This window comes from Streptomyces pseudoechinosporeus (assembly GCF_054783935.1).
Map to the genome: position 1 here is coordinate 62,796 of NZ_BAAGPS010000005.1, position 19,227 is coordinate 82,022.

Annotated in this window: 17 protein-coding genes; 10 read left to right on the forward strand and 7 right to left on the reverse strand. The window is 70.6% G+C overall.

All coding sequences use genetic code 11. The features are described from left to right. Positions 1 to 5 precede the first annotated feature (5 nt). Together ACYVO6_RS06910 and ACYVO6_RS06915 are read left to right on the forward strand one after the other, a co-directional pair. Positions 6 to 524: a PH domain-containing protein gene (locus ACYVO6_RS06910; protein ID WP_461058346.1), complete on the forward strand. Its 519-nt coding sequence runs from the start codon at positions 6 to 8 to the stop codon at positions 522 to 524. After that, positions 521 to 1,855, forward strand: a complete 1,335-nt coding sequence (locus ACYVO6_RS06915; RefSeq protein ID WP_461058348.1) for a PH domain-containing protein — start codon at positions 521 to 523, stop codon at positions 1,853 to 1,855. Before ACYVO6_RS06910 ends, ACYVO6_RS06915 begins: the two co-directional genes overlap by 4 nt. 90 nt (positions 1,856 to 1,945) lie before the next feature. Here ACYVO6_RS06915 and ACYVO6_RS06920 read toward each other — a convergent pair whose 3' ends face one another. Further along, positions 1,946 to 3,403, reverse strand: a complete 1,458-nt coding sequence (locus ACYVO6_RS06920) for a hypothetical protein (protein WP_461058350.1) — start codon at positions 3,401 to 3,403, stop codon at positions 1,946 to 1,948. Between the two features lie 296 nt (positions 3,404 to 3,699). Between ACYVO6_RS06920 and ACYVO6_RS06925 the strand changes: the two genes are divergently transcribed. The 6 genes from ACYVO6_RS06925 to ACYVO6_RS06950 all read left to right on the forward strand — a co-directional run bounded on the left by ACYVO6_RS06925 (position 3,700) and on the right by ACYVO6_RS06950 (position 8,795). Then, positions 3,700 to 5,547, forward strand: a complete 1,848-nt coding sequence (locus tag ACYVO6_RS06925; protein ID WP_461058352.1) for a phosphatidylglycerol lysyltransferase domain-containing protein — start codon at positions 3,700 to 3,702, stop codon at positions 5,545 to 5,547. A 106-nt stretch (positions 5,548 to 5,653) separates the two neighbouring features. After that, a complete protein-coding gene (gene folP / locus ACYVO6_RS06930) occupies positions 5,654 to 6,532 on the forward strand; it encodes a dihydropteroate synthase (protein ID WP_461058354.1) in 879 nt (292 codons plus the stop codon). Beyond that, positions 6,529 to 7,059, forward strand: coding sequence for a nuclear transport factor 2 family protein (locus ACYVO6_RS06935; RefSeq protein ID WP_461058356.1), 531 nt, complete (start codon positions 6,529 to 6,531; stop codon positions 7,057 to 7,059). Before folP ends, ACYVO6_RS06935 begins: the two co-directional genes overlap by 4 nt. A 236-nt stretch (positions 7,060 to 7,295) precedes the next feature. Then, the gene (folB, locus tag ACYVO6_RS06940) at positions 7,296 to 7,655 is read left to right on the forward strand and encodes a dihydroneopterin aldolase (RefSeq protein ID WP_461058358.1); all 360 of its coding nucleotides are present in this window, start codon (positions 7,296 to 7,298) and stop codon (positions 7,653 to 7,655) included. Further along, positions 7,652 to 8,263 carry a 2-amino-4-hydroxy-6-hydroxymethyldihydropteridine diphosphokinase gene (gene folK, locus ACYVO6_RS06945; RefSeq protein ID WP_461058360.1) on the forward strand — a complete coding sequence of 204 codons (612 nt, stop codon included), beginning with the start codon at positions 7,652 to 7,654 and terminating at the stop codon, positions 8,261 to 8,263. Before folB ends, folK begins: the two co-directional genes overlap by 4 nt. Positions 8,264 to 8,309: 46 nt before the next feature. After that, entirely contained in the window at positions 8,310 to 8,795 is a 486-nt protein-coding gene (locus ACYVO6_RS06950; protein WP_461058362.1) for a DUF3180 domain-containing protein, read from the forward strand. A 244-nt stretch (positions 8,796 to 9,039) separates the two neighbouring features. Here the strand turns inward: ACYVO6_RS06950 and folE are convergent, their stop codons facing one another. The 6 genes from folE to dacB form a co-directional block, all read right to left on the reverse strand. Continuing rightward, entirely contained in the window at positions 9,040 to 9,645 is a 606-nt protein-coding gene (gene folE / locus ACYVO6_RS06955; RefSeq protein ID WP_461058364.1) for a GTP cyclohydrolase I FolE, read from the reverse strand. A 148-nt stretch (positions 9,646 to 9,793) separates the two neighbouring features. Continuing rightward, on the reverse strand, positions 9,794 to 11,842 hold the full coding sequence (ftsH, locus tag ACYVO6_RS06960) for an ATP-dependent zinc metalloprotease FtsH (protein WP_461059304.1): 2,049 nt from the start codon (positions 11,840 to 11,842) through the stop codon (positions 9,794 to 9,796). Between the two features lie 206 nt (positions 11,843 to 12,048). After that, positions 12,049 to 12,609 (reverse strand): hypoxanthine phosphoribosyltransferase, encoded by a 561-nt coding sequence (gene hpt / locus ACYVO6_RS06965; protein ID WP_461058366.1) that lies wholly within the window; start codon positions 12,607 to 12,609, stop codon positions 12,049 to 12,051. Between the two features lie 79 nt (positions 12,610 to 12,688). Next, positions 12,689 to 13,753, reverse strand: a complete 1,065-nt coding sequence (tilS, locus tag ACYVO6_RS06970) for a tRNA lysidine(34) synthetase TilS (RefSeq protein WP_461058368.1) — start codon at positions 13,751 to 13,753, stop codon at positions 12,689 to 12,691. A 172-nt stretch (positions 13,754 to 13,925) separates the two neighbouring features. Then, complete coding sequence (locus ACYVO6_RS06975; RefSeq protein WP_461058370.1) at positions 13,926 to 15,053, reverse strand: zinc-dependent metalloprotease; 1,128 nt, start codon at positions 15,051 to 15,053, stop codon at positions 13,926 to 13,928. A 197-nt stretch (positions 15,054 to 15,250) separates the two neighbouring features. Then, complete coding sequence (gene dacB / locus ACYVO6_RS06980; protein WP_461058372.1) at positions 15,251 to 16,819, reverse strand: D-alanyl-D-alanine carboxypeptidase/D-alanyl-D-alanine endopeptidase; 1,569 nt, start codon at positions 16,817 to 16,819, stop codon at positions 15,251 to 15,253. 79 nt (positions 16,820 to 16,898) lie between these two features. Between dacB and ACYVO6_RS06985 the strand changes: the two genes are divergently transcribed. Beyond that, a complete protein-coding gene (locus tag ACYVO6_RS06985) occupies positions 16,899 to 17,390 on the forward strand; it encodes an inorganic diphosphatase (RefSeq protein WP_033321679.1) in 492 nt (163 codons plus the stop codon). Between the two features lie 174 nt (positions 17,391 to 17,564). Next, complete coding sequence (locus tag ACYVO6_RS06990) at positions 17,565 to 19,217, forward strand: threonine/serine exporter family protein (RefSeq protein WP_461058375.1); 1,653 nt, start codon at positions 17,565 to 17,567, stop codon at positions 19,215 to 19,217. Positions 19,218 to 19,227 lie beyond the last annotated feature (10 nt).

Sequence of the window (19,227 nt, forward strand, 5' to 3'; positions counted from 1 at the left end):
GCGGCATGGAGACGGGGAGTACGGGGATCATGGGCGCCACCGGGAACACCGAGTCCGAGCCTGAGCCGGTGTGGACCGGCCTGCCGCCGGGACTGCTGCGGATGCGCCGGCTGCTGCTCGTCGTCTGGCTGGTGCCGCTGACGCTCGGTACGGGGCTGCCGCTCGGCCTGCTCGCCGGGCCCGGCTGGGCGGCCTTCGCGCTGCTGCCGCTGGCGCTGCTGCTGTGGGGCTGGCCGATGCTGGGACGCAACTGGGAGTCCTGGCGGTACGCGGAGCGCGCGGACGACCTGCTGATCAGCCGGGGTGTGCTGTGGCGTGAGGAGACGGTCGTGCCGTACGGGCGCATGCAGTTGGTCGAGGTGAACTCGGGTCCCGTCGAGCGGCATTTCGGGCTGGCGAGCGTGCAGTTGCACACGGCCGCCGCGGCGACGGACGCGCGCATTCCGGGCCTCGACCCGGCGGAGGCGGAACGGCTGCGGGACCGGCTCACGGAGCTGGGCGAGGCCAGATCGGCGGGGCTGTGACGACATCCGGCGTCGAGCGCGGCGTACGCCAGAACAAACCCGTGACGGAGCGGCGGCTGCATCCGGTGACGCCGCTGCGCCGTGCCTGGGCGCCGATCGCCGTGATCGCCGGCTGGGCGGTGCACGACCCCGACCAGACGCAGCGGCAGCTGACCCGGCTGACGACCTCCACCCTGCTGATCGCGATCGCCATCGTCATTCCGGCCGCCGCCCTGTACGGCTTTCTGACCTGGTGGTTCACCCACTTCGCGGTGACCGACACCGAACTGCGCATCCGTACGGGCCTGTTGTTCCGGCGCTCCGCGCACATCCGGCTCGACCGGCTCCAGGCCGTCGACGTCACCCAGCCGCTGCTGGCCCGTGTCGCGGGCGTCTCCAAACTCAAACTCGACGTCATAGGGACCGACAAGAAGGACGAACTCGCCTTCCTGGGCCAGGACGAGGCCCGTGCGCTACGGGCCGAACTCCTCGCCCGTGCCGCCGGTTTCGCCCCCGAGACGGCGCACGAGGTGGGCGAGGCGCCGGTCCGTCAGCTGCTGCACGTACCGGCCCGGGTCCTCGCCGTGTCCCTGGTGCTGACGGGCGCCACCTGGGGATCGCTGGCCGGCGCGCTCGTCGTACCGCCGCTGGTGTGGTGGGCCTCACACAGTGTGTGGACGGTCCTCGCGGTCGCGCTGCCGCTGCTCGGTGCGGCGGGCGCGAGCAGCGTGGGGCGCTTCGTCGGCGAGTACGACTGGACCGTGGGCGATTCCCCGGACGGGCTCCGTATCGACCACGGACTGCTCGACCGTACGCACGAGACGGTGCCGCCCGGGCGCGTACAGACCGTCCGCATCGTCGAACCGCTGCTGTGGCGGCGGCGCGGGTGGGTCCGGGTCGAGCTGGACGTGGCGGGCTCGTCCAACTCCGTGCTCGTACCGGTCGCTCCGCGCGAGGTCGCCGAGTCGGTGATCGCGCGGGTGCTGCCGGGGGTGACCGTGCCGGGTGCGCTGTCGCGGCCGCCGCGCCGGGCGGGCTGGTGCGCGCCGTTCTGGTGGCGGGGTTACGGGCTCGCCGTCACCGACGCCGTCTTCGCGTCCCGGCACGGGCTGTTGCGCCGCAGCCTCGCGCTCGTTCCGCACGGCAAGGTGCAGAGCGTGCGCCTGGAGCAGGGGCCGTGGATGCGCTTCAAGGGGCTGTCCCACATCCACATAGACACCGGCGCCAACAAGACGGTGAGGGCCCGGCTGCGGGACGCCTCTCAGGCGGCGGAGCTGCTGTACGGGCAGGCGGACCGGTCGCGTACGGGGCGGCGGGAGGCTCGGCCGGATCGGTGGATGGCCGGAAGTTGAGTGGTTGATGGCCCGAGTCGGGCCGGTGGACGGCTGAGGGCAGTGGCGTGTTGCGTTGCCACTGCCCTCATGAGCTGTTGCCGCCGAGGTTCAGGAAACCGCGCTCCGCAGTTCCGCCACGTCGATCTGCTCCGTCTCGTCGTGCGCGGTCAGGTCGATGACCTGCTGACCGACGCTGCGGGACTCCTCGTCCGCGGGCTTGAACTGCGCCTCGGACTCGGCCTTGTGGAGAGCGAGCGCCTCCTGGCCCACCACGTCGGCGAGATCCTCGTTCTGCACGGCCTCCAGGGCGGCCTCGGACGCCTCCTGCTGCGTACCGAAGAAGTCGAAACCGCCCTCTACGGAGGGCCGCCGTACGGGAGGAGTCGGAGCGACCGCCACGGCCTTGGGCACGGTGAAGTGCCCGGAGCCGAGCGCGGGCTTGAGGGCGGGCTTCAGAGCGGCCGCGGTGGTGTCGGACTCGGCGGGCGCCGGTGCGGTCGCGGCGGCCGTGCGCTCATGCCCGCCGACCGCCTCGGGCTTCCCCTGCGCCGCCTCGCCCTCCGTCCCGGCCTCGCCCGTCGCGGGTGCCTTCTTACGAGCGCCGCCCTTCGGTGAACCGCCCGGCGTGGGCCCGCCCTTACCGGGACCGCCCGCCGGAGGCGCACCCTTCGGCGCACCGGCCTTCACGGGGGCACCCTTGGCCGAACCACCCTTCGCGGGGCCGCCCTTCGGCGACTTGCCCGGCCCGGGCTCGTCCGTCGCCACCGAACTGCCCTCCGTGGAGCCGCTCTTGGGGGACTCGCTCTCTACAGGCGCGTCCTGAGCCGAACCGCTCTCCGTGGAGCCGTCCACCGCGGACGAACCGCTCACGTCCTCCGAAGCGTCCGCCGCCGAACCGTCCTCCGCGGCCTCGCCCTTCGCCGCCCCGTCCGCCCAAGGTTCGCCCTCGGCCACGTGCGCGGTAGCCGCCTCCGCCAGCCGGTCCAACGCCGCGTTGGCCTTCGCGTAGAGCACCGCAGCCGCGGCACGGGCGGCCGGAGCAGGCTTCTCGGTCGCCTCGGCCACCGCGTCCGCCGAAGCCGCCGCGGGCAGGGCGGCACGAGCCGGAGTCGTCGCCTCTATGGCGAGGCGACGGCGGCTCTCCAGGACGCTGGCCCGCTCCGTCTCCGCCGTGGCGTACCGCCGTAGCAGGGCGGCGTGTTCGTTGCGCAGGCCCTGGAGCTCCGCCCGCTTCTCGCGGAGCCGGTGCTCCAGCTTGGTGCGCAGCTCGCGCGACTCGTCGAGGTCGGTCTCGAGCTCGGCGACGCGCTCCTCGTGGCGCCACTCGTCGCTCGCACGCGCGCGCGTGAGGTCCGCGACGCGCTTGCCCGCGGACACGTCCCAGTGGCGCATGACGACCGCACCCACGACAGCCGTCGCCGCGGCGCCCGCGGCCAGCCCGCGAAGCACCCACGCGTCCGAGAACAACCAGGGCCCGGCGGCACAGACGAGCGAGACGCCTGCGATCGCCGAGGGGGGCAGCAGCCGGTGCAGAGGTGGGGAATGACGGTGACGTCCACGTGGCATGGCCAGAAACTTACCGCGCGTAGGCGAATCTTGGAGCCCCGCCCCGTAAAAACCCAGCCACTCCCGAGGATTGACACCACCTCGCCACTCAGCGGTCACTCCAAACAGTCACTCCAGTGACAACAGCACCGCGCAGAGGATCGCGTATGTACCCGCACTCTTGAGACGCGCTTTTGACACGCTTTTCCGGAACCGGATGAACCAGGCCGCTCCTGACACCGTCCTAGAGGGCGCAATGTCGCTGGATGCCGTAAATGGCACTGGTTTCGAGTTCTCTCGCAGAAGTACGGGTTGCGATGTCTGTAACGGTTGAAGGGGAAACGTCGGCCAAGGTTCCGGGCTACCGGAGGGGCCGACTGCGGCGCGTACTGAGCGGTCCACGCCCCGAAGCCGTCCCCGCCCTGGTCGCCAGAGCCTGCACCCTCGTAGGGCTCCTGGACATCGCGGCGGGCGTCTTCCCGCGCTTCCGGCACAGCCGCATGCACACGCTCGCCGAGGTGCTGCCCGGCGCGCTGGGCCCGTTCGCCGCCGCCCTGTCGCTCAGCGCGGGCGTCCTGCTGCTGCTCCTGGCCCACGGTCTGCGCCGCCGCAAGCGCCGGGCCTGGCAGGCCGCCGTGTTCCTTCTGCCGGTCGGTGCCCTCGCGCAGCTGACCTACCGGCACTCCCTCATCGGCATCCTCGTCTCCCTGGCGCTGCTGGCTCCCCTGCTGCGGCATCGCGGTGAGTTCGCGGCGCTGCCCGACCCCCGCAGCCGCTGGCGCGCGCTCACCAACTTCTTTCTCATGGGCGCCGGTTCACTGCTCCTCGGCCTGGTCGTCGTCAGTGCCCACCCGGACCGGATGGTCGGCTATCCGAGCCTGGCGGACCGCATCACCCATGTCGTATACGGCCTGTTCGGCTTCGAGGGCCCGGTCGGCTATCAGGGCGATACGTCCTGGACGGTGGCCTTCTCACTCGGCGCGCTCGGCCTGCTGACCGCCCTCACCACCATCTACCTGGCGTTGCGCCCCGAGCACCCCGCCGCACGCCTCACCGAGGACGACGAGGCGCGACTGCGGGCACTCCTGGAGAAGCACGGCGGCCGTGACTCGCTCGGCCACTTCGCGCTGCGCCGCGACAAGGCGGTCGTCTTCTCGCCCAGCGGCAAGGCGGCGGTGACGTACCGCGTCGTCTCCGGCGTGATGCTCGCCAGCGGCGACCCGATCGGCGACGTCGAGGCCTGGCCCGGCGCGATCGAGCGCTTCATGGACGAGGCGAAAACCCACTCCTGGACACCCGCCGTCATGGGCTGCTCCGAGAAGGGCGGCGAGGTCTGGACGCGGGAAACCGGCCTGGACGCCCTCGAACTGGGCGACGAGGCGGTGGTGGACGTCGCGGATTTCTCCCTGGCCGGGCGCCCGATGCGAAACGTGCGCCAGATGGTGAAACGCATCGAGCGGGCCGGTTACGAGACCCGGGTACGGCGCGTCCATGACCTGGGCGGCGGCGAACTGGACCGGATACGCCGCGCCGCTCAGGACTGGCGCGGCACGGACACCGAGCGCGGCTTCTCCATGGCACTGGGCCGCATCGGCGACCCGGCCGACGGGGACTGTCTGCTCGCCACCGCTCACAAGCCGGACGCCGAGCCGGGGCCGTACGGCGATCTGAGGGCCGTACTCCACTTCGTCCCGTGGGGCACGGACGGCGTCTCCCTGGACCTGATGCGCCGCGACCGCGCGGCCGATCCCGGCATGAACGAGCTCCTGATCGTGGCCGCGCTCCAGGCGGCGCCCCGCCTGGGCGTGAAGCGCATCTCGCTCAACTTCGCGATGTTCCGCGCGGTCCTGGCCCGCGGCGAGAAGATCGGCGCGGGCCCGGTCCTGCGCGCCTGGCGCGGACTGCTGGTCTTCCTCTCCCGCTGGTTCCAGATCGAGTCGCTCTACAAGTTCAACGCGAAGTTCCGCCCCCGCTGGGAGCCCCGCTTCGTCGTCTACCGCTCTTCCCGTGACCTCCCGCGCATCGGCCTGGCGGCCCTGCGGGCGGAGGGTTTCGTGGACCTCCCCCTGCCGCGGGCCCTGCGCCGCAGGACGCCCCCGCCGGCGCCGTGCACACACCGGCTGCCGGAAACCCGCCTGCCGGAACACGGCGTAAGAGCGGCCTAGAGCCGGCCTGAGCGAGGTCCCACTCCCCCCAAGCCCCGGGACCTCGCTCAGGCCACCACCCCCGTAGACGAACCCAGCCCCCAACGCGGAGGCCTACGCTGGGCATATGAGCAAGAACAACGGGCGAGGCCAAGTGTCCGGGCTCCCGGCATGGGACCGGTGCGCCGTCATGGGAGTCGTGAACGTAACCCCCGACTCCTTCTCGGACGGCGGCCAGTGGTTCGACACGACGGCAGCCGTCAAGCACGGCCTCGACCTGGTCGCGGAGGGCGCCGACCTCGTCGACGTGGGCGGCGAGTCCACCCGCCCCGGCGCCACCCGCGTCGACGAGGCCGAGGAACTCAAGCGCGTCATCCCGGTCGTCCGCGGCCTCGCCTCCGAAGGCGTCACCATCTCCGTCGACACCATGCGCTCCTCCGTCGCCGAACGGGCCCTCGCGGCGGGCGCCGCACTTGTCAACGACGTCAGCGGCGGCCTCGCCGACCCCGCGATGATCCCGGTCGTCGCGGACGCCGGCGCCCCCTTCGTGGTCATGCACTGGCGCGGCTTCCTGGAGGGCGGAAACATCCAGGGGAGGTACGAGGACGTCGTCTCCGAAGTCATCGACGAGCTCCACGCACGCGTGGAGGCCGTTCTCGAGGGAGGCATCGCCGCGGACCGCATCGTCGTCGACCCGGGCCTCGGCTTCTCCAAGCAGGCCGAACACGACCTGACCCTCCTCGCCCACCTCGACCGCCTCCTGGACATCGGCCACCCCGTACTGGTCGCCGCGTCCCGCAAGCGGTTCCTCGGCCGCGTACTGGCAGGCCCGGAAGGCGCCCCGCCGCCCGCCAGGGAACGCGACGCCGCCACCGCCGCCGTCTCCGCGCTCGCCGCCCACCAGGGCGCGTGGGCGGTCCGCGTCCACGAGGTGCGGGCCACCGCCGACGCGGTCCGGGTCGCCCGGGCCGTGGAAGGCGCCCGGGCGGCAGAGGGAGCCCAGTGAGCGCACCCCGCACCGACGTCGAAGAGGTCGCCCGCGTCAACACCGCCTTCTACGAAGCGATGGAACGCGGCGACTTCGAAGAGCTGTCGACGCTCTGGCTGGCCCCCATGGACATCGACGGAGCCGAACACACCGCGGACACGGATCCCAAGGACCCCGACGAAACCGCCGACCAGGGCGCCGAGGTCTCCTGCGTCCACCCCGGCTGGCCCGTACTGACCGGCCGCGGCGAGGTGCTCCGCTCGTACGCGCTGATCATGGCGAACACCGAGTACATCCAGTTCTTCCTGACGGACGTGCACGTGTCCGTCATCTCCGACACCGCCCTGGTGACCTGCACCGAGAACATCCTCAGCGGTGGCCCGCCCCCGGAGGACAGCGACGAACTGGGACCGCTCGTGGGCCAGCTCGTCGTCGCCACGAATGTGTTCCGCCGCACATCCGACGGCTGGAAGCTCTGGTCGCACCACGCCTCCCCCGTACTGGCCGAATCCGGCGAGGAAGAGACCGACGACTCCGCCTCCTGAGTGGGTAGGGGCCAAGTAGTGGTTGGGATCGCGGGCCCCTGGGTATGGGCGGCTACCAGCCCGTGAGCTGCCGTGTCCTCCCAGAAGAACAGTCGATGAACCCTCCTGGCATGCGCCCGACGCCGAGTCCCCGTGACCGGGCGTTGTCGGTGTCCGCAGGTAGATTCGACTGTGGCTGGTGTATCGACCGCATATGGCGGTGACCGCCGTTACCGACGATTGCAGGAGTGATTCGCGTGGATCGTGTCGCGCTGCGCGGCCTCAAGGCCCGCGGGCACCACGGTGTCTTCCCCAAGGAACGCGTGGAGGGCCAGACCTTCATCGTGGACCTCTCGCTGGGCCTGGACACCCGGCCGGCCGCGGCCGACGACGACCTGGCGAAGACCGTGCACTACGGCATCGTGGCCCAGGAGGTCGTGGCCGTCGTCGAGGGCGAGCCCGTGGATCTCATCGAAACGCTCGCCGAGCGCATCGCCCGGACGTGTCTGAAACATGACGGGGTCCAGGAGGTCGAGGTCTGCGTCCACAAACCGGACGCGCCGATCACCGTCCCCTTCGACGACGTGACCGTCACCATCACCCGGAGCCGAGTATGACTGCCTCGTTGACCGAGGGTCAGAGCGACCCGACCGTACAGCCGGTGCCCGCCTCCGTCGTGGAACGCGTGGACGCCGCCGACACCACCCTGCACAACCCGAAACGTGCCGTGCTCTCCCTCGGCTCGAACCTCGGCAACCGCCTGGAGACCCTCCAGGGCGCCGTCGACGCCCTGGAGGACACGCCCGGCGTACGCGTCAAGGCGGTCTCTCCGGTGTACGAGACGGAGCCCTGGGGCGTGGAGCCGGACAGCCAGCCGACGTACTTCAACGCGGTCGTCGTCTTGCGTACGACGCTCCCCCCGTCCTCCCTGCTGGAGCGGGCACACGCGGTCGAGGAGGCCTTCCATCGCGTACGGGACGAGCACTGGGGGCCCCGCACGATCGACGTGGACATCGTCGCGTACGCCGACCTGGTCTCCGACGACCCGGAACTGACCCTCCCCCACCCGCGCGCGCACGAGCGGGCCTTCGTCCTCGCCCCCTGGCACGACGTGGAGCCGGACGCCCAGCTCCCGGGTGTCGGGCCGGTGGCCGGGCTTCTGGCCGCCGTCCCCCGCGAAGGTGTCGCGCCCCGCGCCGACCTGGAACTACAGCTGCCCGACTAGTCGTTAAGGTCTACCGGACCATCTCCGGTTGCGACGAAGGGGCATCGTGAAAGAGCTGCGCATCAGGACACTGGCCGGCGTGTTCGTGGTCGCCGGCGTGCTGTCCTGGGCGGGCGCCCGCTTGTGGAACGCGGTGGGCACGCTGCCCCGGGTCCCCCTCGCCGCCCCCATCGTCCTGGCCCTGATCGCCGTGGTCCTCCTGGCCACGGCGCTCTCCCTGAGGGCCCGCCTCAAGGCCCAGCGCGAGCGCCGCCCCGGCGCCACGGGGGTCGACCCGCTGCTGGCGGCCCGAGCGGTGGTCTTCGGCCAGGCCAGCGCCCTGGTGGCCGCCCTGGTCGCCGGCATGTACGGCGGCACGGGCGCCTTCCTCCTGGAGTCCCTGGACATCCCGGCCCGCCGCGACCAGGCCATCTACGCCGGCTTCTCGGTCCTGGCAGGCATCGCCGTCATAGCCGCGGCCTTCTTCCTGGAACGAGTCTGCAAACTCCCGGAGGACGACGAAACAAACGGCAACGCAGCCCCGGCGGCGTAGTGCCGCGCGGGCCCCACCCCGGACTACGCCCACGTAAGGGGCGCAGCCCAAGGGGCGCGGGGCTGTATCAATGTGCGGCTCCGCCGCGGGGCGCGACCAGCGCCCCGTAAGGGGCGCGGGGCTGTATCGATTTGCGGCTCCGCCGCGCGGGCGCGACCAGCTCCAACGCACCCGCAGCCCGAATACGACACCAACCAGGCAGACGCTCAGGAACCCCGCCCCAAGCGGAGCGCTCAGCGGAGGCTCACCGAGCCAGGATGAGGCTCATCGCCTCGGCACGCGTCGTAGCATCCCGCAACTGCCCGCGCACAGCGGACGTCGTCGTCTTCGCGCCCGGCTTGCGTATGCCGCGCACCGACATGCACATGTGCTCGGCCTCGATCACGACGATCGCACCCCGCGCCTCGAGGATCCGCATCAGCGAGTCGGCGATCTGCGTGGTGAGCCGTTCCTGCACCTGCGGCCGCCGCGCGAACACCTCGACGAGCCGCGCCAGCTTCGACAGTCCGGTGATCTTCCCGGTCTCGGCCGGGATGTACCCGACGTGCGCCACACCGTGAAACGGCAGCAGATGATGCTCACACAGACTCACGATCTCGATGTCCTTCACCAGGACCATCTCGTCGTGCCCCAGGTCGAACGTCGTCGTCAGCACATCCTCGGGCTCCTGCCGCAACCCGGCCAGCAGCTCCCGATACGCCCGAGCCACCCGCCCCGGCGTCTCCCGCAGCCCCTCCCGGTCCGGATCCTCGCCGACCGCGATCAGCAGCTCTCGTACGGCGTTCTCGGCGCGCTTCTCGTCGAACTCGCCGATCACACCCTCGACGTCCAGCCTCACGGGGTCGATCATCTGGTGCCTCGTTCCTGTGCCTACCACGCGTACGGAACACGCGTCTCGCATACGGGCATACGGAAATGCCGCGCCCCCCAGGCTAGACCAGGGGGGCGCGGCATCCGCTCCGGGCCGGATGAGGAGACCGGGGCAGGGTGGTTCAGGCTCAGCTCTCGGGACGCTCCTCCGGAGCCGGAGCCGGCTCGGCCACCGGAAGCGCCGCCTCGGCGGCAGGGTTCGACTTCGCGGTGATCGCCGGCGCCGCGCCGTTCGTCCCGCTCGTCAGCGACAGCTCCCTGGGGGAGAGCACCGGCGGGCGGGTGGACGGAGTGCGCCTGGCGGAGCCGGTCCACGCGGGGCGGGCCGGACGCTTGACGATCGGGGCGAAGATCTCGGCGATCTGCTCCTTGTTCAGCGTTTCCTTCTCGAGCAGCGCGAGGACCAGGTTGTCCAGGACGTCGCGGTTCTCGACCAGGATCTCCCACGCCTCGTTGTGCGCGGTCTCGATGAGCTTCTTGACCTCTTCGTCGACGAGCGCGGCGACCTCTTCCGAGTAGTCGCGCGGGTGACCCATCTCACGGCCCAGGAACGGCTCGGTGTTGTCACCACCGAACTTGATCGCACCGAGGCGCTCGGTCATGCCGTACTGCGTGACCATCGCGCGGGCCGTTGCGGTGGCCTTCTCGATGTCGTTCGCAGCGCCCGTGGTCGGGTCGTGGAAGACGAGCTCCTCGGCCGCGCGCCCGCCCAGCATGTATGCCAGCTGGTCGAGCATCTCGTTGCGGGTCGTGGAGTACTTGTCCTCGTCCGGCAGGACCATCGTGTAGCCGAGAGCACGGCCTCTGGAGAGGATCGTGATCTTGTGGACCGGATCGGAGTTCGGTGAGGCCGCCGCGACCAGGGCGTGACCGCCCTCGTGGTACGCGGTGATCTTCTTCTCCTTGTCCGACATGATCCGGGTCCGCTTCTGCGGGCCCGCGACCACACGGTCGATCGCCTCGTCCAGCATGTGGTTGTCGATCAGCTTCTGGTTGCCACGCGCGGTGAGCAGCGCTGCTTCGTTCAGCACGTTCGACAGGTCGGCGCCGGTGAAGCCCGGCGTACGACGCGCCACTGCGGACAGGTCGACGTCCGGCGCGACCGGCTTGCCCTTCTGGTGGACCTTGAGGATCTCCAGACGGCCCTGCATGTCGGGGCGGTCGACCGCGATCTGGCGGTCGAAGCGGCCGGGGCGCAGGAGGGCCGGGTCGAGGATGTCGGGCCGGTTCGTGGCGGCGATGAGAATCACGCCGCCCTTCACATCGAAGCCGTCCATCTCGACGAGCAGCTGGTTCAGCGTCTGCTCGCGCTCGTCGTGACCGCCGCCCATACCGGCACCGCGGTGCCGGCCGACGGCGTCGATCTCGTCGACGAAGACGATCGCCGGGGCGTTCGCCTTGGCCTGCTCGAACAGGTCACGGACCCGGGAGGCACCGACACCGACGAACATCTCGACGAAGTCGGAACCGGAGATCGAGTAGAAGGGAACGCCCGCCTCGCCCGCGACAGCACGCGCGAGCAGCGTCTTACCCGTACCGGGCGGGCCGTACAGCAGCACGCCCTTGGGGATCTTCGCCCCGACGGCCTGGAACTTCGCCGGCTCCTGGAGGAACTCCTTGATCTCGTGGAGCTCCTCGACGGCCTCGTCCGAGCCCGCGACGTCGGCGAACGTCGTCTTCGGGGTGTCCTTGGTGATGAGCTTGGCCTTGGACTTCCCGAAGTTCATGACTCGGGAGCCGCCGCCCTGCATCTGGTTCATCAGGAACAGGAAGACGACCACGATGAGGACGAAGGGAAGCAGGGAGAGCAGGATGCCCACGAACGGGTTCTGCTTGGACGGCGAAACCGTGTAGCCGTCCGTGATCTGCTTGTCCTCGTACTTGGTCTGAAGTGTGTTGGCGAGGTTCACACCCTGGTCGCCGATGTAGCTCGCCTGGATCTTCGAGCTGCCCTCGACCTTTTCGCCGTCCTTGAGCTCGACCTTGATGATCTGCTCGTCGCCGGTGGTCAGCTTGGCCGACTCGACCTTGTTGTCATTGATCGCCTGGACGACCTGGCCGGTGTCCACCGTCTTGTGGCCGCCGGACGAGCCGACGACCTGCATCAACACGACCACGGCAAGGACGGCCAGCACGATCCACATGACCGGCCCACGGAAGTATCGCTTCACGTCCATCCATACGGAGCGGTGCCGCCCCGTCCCTCCTGCCATAGTGAGTTTGATAAGACTGTTCTTCGGACGGTACCCCAGCATTGTCACCCGAAGCCGCACGGTCCGGCTGACAAACCCGTCTACGCATGCTCCAACGGCGCGGAACCCGCAAGGGTTCCCGGACCGTCTTCCTCTGCTACGTGGGCTTCGCCACTGTCTACGAGAGTGCCTCAGCCACCGTAGACATGAGGCGCGAGCGTACCGACGAACGGCAGGTTCCGGTACTTCTCGGCGTAGTCGAGGCCGTAGCCCACGACAAACTCGTTCGGGATGTCGAAGCCGACCCACTCCACGTCGATCGCGACCTTGGCGGCCTCCGGCTTGCGCAGCAGTGTGCACACCTTGAGCGACGCGGGCTCGCGCGAGCCGAGGTTGGAGATCAGCCAGGACAGCGTCAGACCGGAGTCGATGATGTCCTCGACGATGAGGACGTGCTTGCCCTTGATGTCGGTGTCGAGGTCCTTCAGGATCCGCACGACGCCGGAGGACTGCGTACCCGCGCCGTACGAGGACACGGCCATCCAGTCCATCGTGACGGGGGTGGAGAGCGCGCGCGCCAGGTCCGCCATGACCATCACGGCGCCCTTGAGGACTCCGACGATCAGCAGGTCCTTGCCCGCGTACTCCGCGTCGATCTTCGCGGCCAGTTCGACCAGCTTGGCGTCGATCTCTTCCTTGGTGATGAGCACCGACTTGAGGTCGGTGCCCATGTCTTTCGCGTCCACCCGCATCACTTTCGGTCGTCCCGCATGTATGGCGGCCACTCGGGCCGCCCACGACCCGCGCAAGGGGCCGGCGGAAGACCCGGATTCAGCCTTGCCGAATCACCAGTCTGCCACCCTGCCGCTGGGCGACGACTTTGCCCGGGAGATTGATGGCTCCCTGACCGCGCCAGCCGGTGATCAGCCGGTCGAGCTCTTCGATGTGCCGGGCGAACAGCGAACCGGCGGGCGCCCCGGCCTCGATGGCGGCGCGGCGCAGGATACGGCGGCGCACGGCGGGCGGCAGGGCGTACAGCTTGGCGCACTCCAGGAGGCCGGCGGCGTCCCGCACGGAGGCCTCGGCCTGGCGGGCCCACGCGTCGAGAGCGTCGGCGTCGTCGCGGGACAGCTGTGCCGTACGGGCGAGGGCTTCGACGACGCCCTTGCCGAGGGCCTTCTCCAGGGCGGGCAGTCCCTCGTGGCGCAGGCGTGACCTCGTATAGGCCGGGTCGGAGTTGTGGGGGTCCTCCCAGACGGGGAGCGACTGGACCATGCAGGCCTTGCGGGCGGTCTGCCGGTCGAGGTGCAGGAAGGGGCGGCGGTAGCGGCGGGTGGCTCCCGGCCCTCCGGAGACCGCGGCCATGCCGGACAGGGAGCGGATGCCGGAGCCGCGGGCGAGGCCGAGCAGTACGGTCTCGGCCTGGTCGTCGCGGGTGTGGCCGAGCAGGACCGCGGCGGCGCCGTGGCGCTCGGCGGCGGCGTCCAGGGCGGCGTACCGCGCGTCGCGGGCGGCGGCCTCGGGTCCCCCGCCTCGGCCGACGGACACCGCGATGGACTCGGCCGGGTCCAGGCCGAGTTCGGTGAGTCGTACGACGACTTCCTCGGCGCGCAGATCGGAGCCGGGCTGCAGACCGTGGTCAACGGTGATGCCACCGGCGCGGATGCCGAGTTTGGGGGCTTCGAAGGCGAGGGCGGAGGCGAGCGCCATGGAGTCGGCGCCGCCGGAGCACGCCACGAGCACGAGCGGCGGGGGCGACTGCTCGTGCGCGGTGTCGGCGTGCGTGGGGTCGGGTTGCGCGGTGTCGGGGTGGGCGGGCGTCTGGTCGGTGAGGATGTCGTGGAGGACGCGGCGGACTGCCAGGCGTATCGCCGCGACCGCTGGATGGGGACCCATGTCCGGTTCCCTTCATGAAATTGTCGGGGGTGAGCCCGAGCTTCGGTCACGCAGAGTGCCTAGATGGTGACAGAAACGGGCCGTTCCCCGAGCATTGCACGCCTACCCATGCCCCACGGTCCCTCGGACGGGTGATAGCGGGGGCGCTCACCTGTCCTCGGCCGGATTCAGTTCACGACTCTGCCTTGCGGTGCACCCGCGCAACCCAGTCCGCCGGTTTGGAGATCTCCGACTTGGTGGGGAGCGTGTTCGGCGAGGTCCACACGCGGTTGAACCCGTCCATGCCCACCTGGTCCACGACCGCCCGTACAAAACGCTCCCCGTCCCGGTACTGACGCAGCTTGGCGTCCAGGCCGAGCAGCTTGCGCAGCGCCAGGTCGAGGCGGGAGGCCCCGCGCTGGCGGCGCTGCTGGAACTTCTCGCGGATCTCGGCGACGGACGGGACCACGGCGGGCCCCACGCCGTCCATCACGAAGTCCGCGTGGCCCTCCAGGAGGGACATCACGGCGGTCAGCCGGCCGAGGATCTCGCGTTGGGCGGGCGTCTGGACGATCTCGACGATGGACCGTCCGCCGTCGTCGCCCTCCTCGCCCTCGGGACGGCTGCCGGCGAGCGTCTGGGCGGCCTCCCGGATGCGTTCGAGGACGGTCATGGGATCGACCTCGGTCTCCTCCAGGAAAGACTGGATTTCACCCTCGAGGTGGTCGCGCAGCCAGGGCACGGCCGTGAACTGCGTCCGGTGCGTCTCCTCGTGCAGGCAGACCCAGAGCCTGAAGTCGTGGGGCTGTACGTCGAGTTCGCGCTCCACGTGCACGATGTTCGGGGCGACGAGGAGCAGCCTGCCGCCGCCGTTCTCGCCCGCCGGGAGCTCGCGGGTCGCCGGGGCGAAGGTCTCGTACTGGCCCAGCACCCTGGAGGCCAGGAAAGACAGCAGCATGCCCAGCTCGACGCCGGTGACCTTGCCGCCGACGGCGCCGAGGACGGCTCCGCCGGGAGTGCTGCCGCGACGTTCCTGCATCTTGTCGAGCAGCGGTTTGAGGATCTCCCGGAACCCGGCGACGTTCGCCCGGACCCAGCCCGGGCGGTCGACGACGAGGATGGGGGTGTCACGCAGGTCCTCGCTGCCCATCTGCGTGTACTCGCGGACGTGCTGCTCCGACGCCTTCGCATGTCGGCGCAGCTCCGCGACGACGGCCCTGGCCTCGTCGCGACTCACCTCTGGGCCCGGCCTTACGAGCCGGGTCGCGGTCGCTACCGCGAGATTCCAGTCGACCATCTCGGCACCACCGATGCTCGTCATGCCCTCAACCGTACGTGAGCGCTGCCGCTGGGTGCAGGGTGTGGGGTTCCGTGGGGGTTCCTGGTTGCAGCTCGGCTGCGGGTTGTGTGTGGCTGGGCGCGCCCACGCGGCGGAGCCGCATATGTCACAGCCCCGCGCCCCTGAGGGGGGGTCCGGCCCTGACGGGCCGTGCGACCCCCCTCAGGGCTGCAGCCCCCTCAGCCGCCGCAGCCGCAGCTCGCCAGCGCCGACGCCGCGCCGTCCAGTGCCTTCTGCGTTGCCGCCGGATCCGTCGGGCGGTCCGAAGACGTCAGGAAAGCGAAGGCCAGTAGGCGGCCCTCGGAGTCCACCACCGTGCCCGCCAAGGTGTGTACGCCCGTCAGCGTGCCCGTCTTCGCTCGTACGACTCCCGTGCCGGGCTGGTCCGTGTAGCGGTTGCGGAGGGTGCCGGTGAAGCCCGCTACCGGGAGGCCGGTGAGGGCGGGGCGGAGTTCGGGGTGGTCGGGGGCGCCTGCCTTGGCGAGCAGGGCGGTGAGCAGGTCCGCGGTGAGTCTGTCGGCTCGGTCCAGGCCGCTGCCGTCCGCGAACTGGGCGCCTTCCACGGGCAGTCCGAGCTTCTTCAGCTGCGTACGGATCGCCGTGGAGCCGCCTTCGAAGCTGGCCTGTTCGCCGGAGGCGAGCGCGGTCTGGCGGGCCAGGGCCTCGGCGATGTCGTTGTCGCTGTTGGTCAGCATCCGCTCGACCAGGGCGGACAGGGGCGGGGACTCGACCTTCGTGAGAGGCTCCGCGCGGCCCGTCGCCTTGGAGGGGCCGAGGGACTTGGTCTTGATGCCGCGGTCGTTCAGGAGGGCCGCGAACTGCCGGGCCGCGTCCGCCGCCGGGTCCGTGCTGCGGTCCGCGGGGCCGGAGGACGAGTCGTCGAGGCGTCCCTCGTCGGTCATCAGGGCGGTGACCGGCGCGAGGTTGGGGTTGTTGGGACCGATGGGGTGCAGCGCTGGGCCGTCGTACAGCGTGGTGTCGTACGAGAGGGTCACCGCGTCCAGCTTGCGGGCCTTGAGGGCGCGGGCGGTCACGTCGGCGAGCGTACGCAGACTGGCGTTGCCGTTCGTCTCCTTGCGGGCGGTCAGCGTGGGGTCGCCGCCGCCGACGAGGACGAGTTCCTTGGTGTCGGGTTCGAGGGCGGTGCGGGTCGCGATGCGGTGGTCGGCGCCCGCTGCGGAGAGGGCCGCGACGGCGGTGGCGATCTTCGTGGTGGAGGCCGGCGTCAGCGCCTCGTCCGCGGCCCTGCCGTACAGCCGCTTGCCGGTGGCCACGTCGACGACCGCGGCCGTACGTTCCGAACCCAGCGAGGGGTCGTCGAGCAGTGGGCCGAGGACATCGGCGAGGGCCTTCTCGGTGGGCGAGGAGACGGAGCCGGTCGTGCGCCCGAGGCCGGCGAGCACGGAGGGGGCGCTGGGCGCGGGACGCGGCGCCTTCTCAGACGTACCGGATCCAGGGCCGGATCCAGGGCCGTGATCTGCGCCACCTACCCCCTCCCGCGATGCCGCCCAGTCCCGCTCGGCCGTACGCTGACCGCTGGAGTCCCAAGGGCCGGCCGCGGTCACCACGGTGGCCGCCAGTGCGAGGCCGAGGAGGGCGGCGCCCGCCGTGAACTGCACGGTGGTCAGCCGTGCGAGCCACGGCCTGACGGCTTCCCCGGCCCGTACGAGCCCCGGCCGCACGGCTCGCGCGATCCGCTCCACATGCGGTCGCGCGGCCCGCCAAGCCTTCAGCTCCGGCACGGACACCAGCCCCTTTCGCGATCACACACCTGCGTGAGGGACACTTAACCACCAGACGTATGTGTTGATCATGGAGGAGCCACCGGTGGAGTTCGACGTCACGATCGAGATTCCGAAGGGTTCGCGGAACAAGTACGAGGTGGACCACGAGACCGGTCGGATCCGCCTGGACCGTCGACTCTTCACCTCGACCAGCTACCCGGCCGACTACGGCTTCGTCGAGAACACCCTCGGGGAGGACGGCGACCCGCTGGACGCCCTGGTCATCCTGGACGAGCCGACCTTCCCCGGCTGCCTCATCCAGTGCCGCACGATCGGCATGTTCCGTATGACGGACGAGGCCGGCGGCGACGACAAGCTGCTCTGCGTCCCCGCGCACGACCCGCGCGTGGAGCACCTGCGGGACATCCACCACGTGTCGGAGTTCGACCGTCTGGAGATCCAGCACTTCTTCGAGGTCTACAAGGACCTGGAGCCCGGCAAGTCCGTCGAGGGCGCCAACTGGGTGGGCCGCACGGACGCCGAGGCCGAGATCGAGCGCTCCTACAAGCGCTTCAAGGAGACCGGCGGCCACTGAGGCCAAGTGATCGACCGGCGGGCCGCGTGACCCAATGGGTGACGCGGCCCGTTCGTGTGCTCGCGCTGAGGCGTTCTTGCGCTGAGGCGTTCTTGCGCTGAGGCGTACATCAGAGATACGGCGTACGGAGGACCCGTACGAGAACGGACGTATCAGAAACGGACGTATTGAGAAGTGGGGCGGGAGCTGGTGGCCGAGCCGGACTGGGAGGACCGTAAGCCGCAGTCGGACGAGGCGAGGAGTGCGTTCGCGCCGCCGAGCGGGGTGGCGTCGGCGTTCGAGGACGAGTCGCATACGACGTCGGAGTTCGCGATCCCGGAAGGGCTCGCGCCGCCCGAGCCGCCGTCCGCCGAGCCGGAGGGTTCGGCGTTCAACGCCCCGCGTACGTACCGGGCTCCGGCCTTCACCCCGCCGACCGGCATCCCCGTGGTCAGGCTGACCAAGGAGGTGCCCTGGCAGGACCGGATGCGCACGATGCTGCGTATGCCGGTGGCCGAGCGGCCCGTCGCCGAGCCCGCCCAGCGCACGGAGGAGGACGACGGCCCGGCCGTCCCGCGGGTGCTCGACCTGACGCTGCGTATCGGCGAGCTGCTGCTCGCGGGCGGCGAGGGCGCCGAGGACGTGGAGGCGGCGATGCTCGCCGTCTGCCGTTCGTACGGCCTGGACCGCTGCGAGCCGAACGTCACCTTCACCTTGCTGTCCATGTCGTACCAGCCGTCCCTGGTGGACGATCCGATCACGGCCTCGCGGACGGTACGCCGCCGGGCCACCGACTACACGCGGCTCGCGGCCGTGTACCGGCTCGTCGACGACATCAGTGACGACGAGACCGAGGTCTCCCTGGAGGAGGCCTACCGGCGGCTCGCGGAGATACGACGCAACCGGCACCCGTATCCCGGCTGGGTACTGACTGGTGCCGCCGGGCTGCTCGCGGGCGCGGCCTCCGTGCTCGTCGGTGGTGACGCCGTCGTGTTCGTCGCCGCCGCGCTCGGTGCGATGCTCGGCGACCGGCTCGCGTGGCTGTGCGCGGGGCGCGGGCTGCCCGAGTTCTACCAGTTCACGGTGGCCGCGATGCCTCCGGCCGCGATCGGCATCGCGCTCACACTGGCGAATGTCGACGTGGCGTCGTCCGCGGTGATCACCGGTGGGCTCTTCGCGCTGCTGCCCGGGCGGGCGCTGGTCGCGGGCGTCCAGGACGGACTGACGGGCTTCTACATCACCGCCGCCGCGCGCTTGTTGGAGGTCATGTACTTCTACGTGGGCATCGTCACCGGGGTTCTGCTGGCGCTGTACTTCGGGGTGAAGCTGGGCGCGGAGCTGAATCCGGACGCCGCCGTGAGCAGCTCCCAGCAGCCCGTGGTGGCGATCGTCGCCTCGATGCTGCTGGCGCTGGCCTTCGCCGTACTGCTCCAGCAGGAACGATCCACCGTGCTGATGGTGACCCTCAACGGTGGAGTCGCCTGGTCGGTGTACGGCGCGATGCACTACCCGGGCGGGCTCTCGCCGGTCGCCTCCACGGCTGTCGCGGCGGGCGTGGTGGGCCTGTTCGGACAGCTGCTGTCGCGCTTCCGGTTCGCTTCCGCCCTGCCGTACACGACGGCGGCGATCGGGCCGTTGCTGCCCGGTTCGGCGACGTACTTCGGGCTGCTGTCCATCGCCCAGAACGACGTCGACGCCGGCCTTGTCTCGCTGTCCAAGGCCGCGGCCCTCGCGATGGCCATCGCGATCGGTGTGAACCTCGGCTCGGAGATCTCCCGGCTGTTCATGCGGCTGCCGGGGGTTTCGACGGAGGGGCGGCGCGCGGCCAAGCGGACACGTGGTTTCTGAGGGCGCCTTA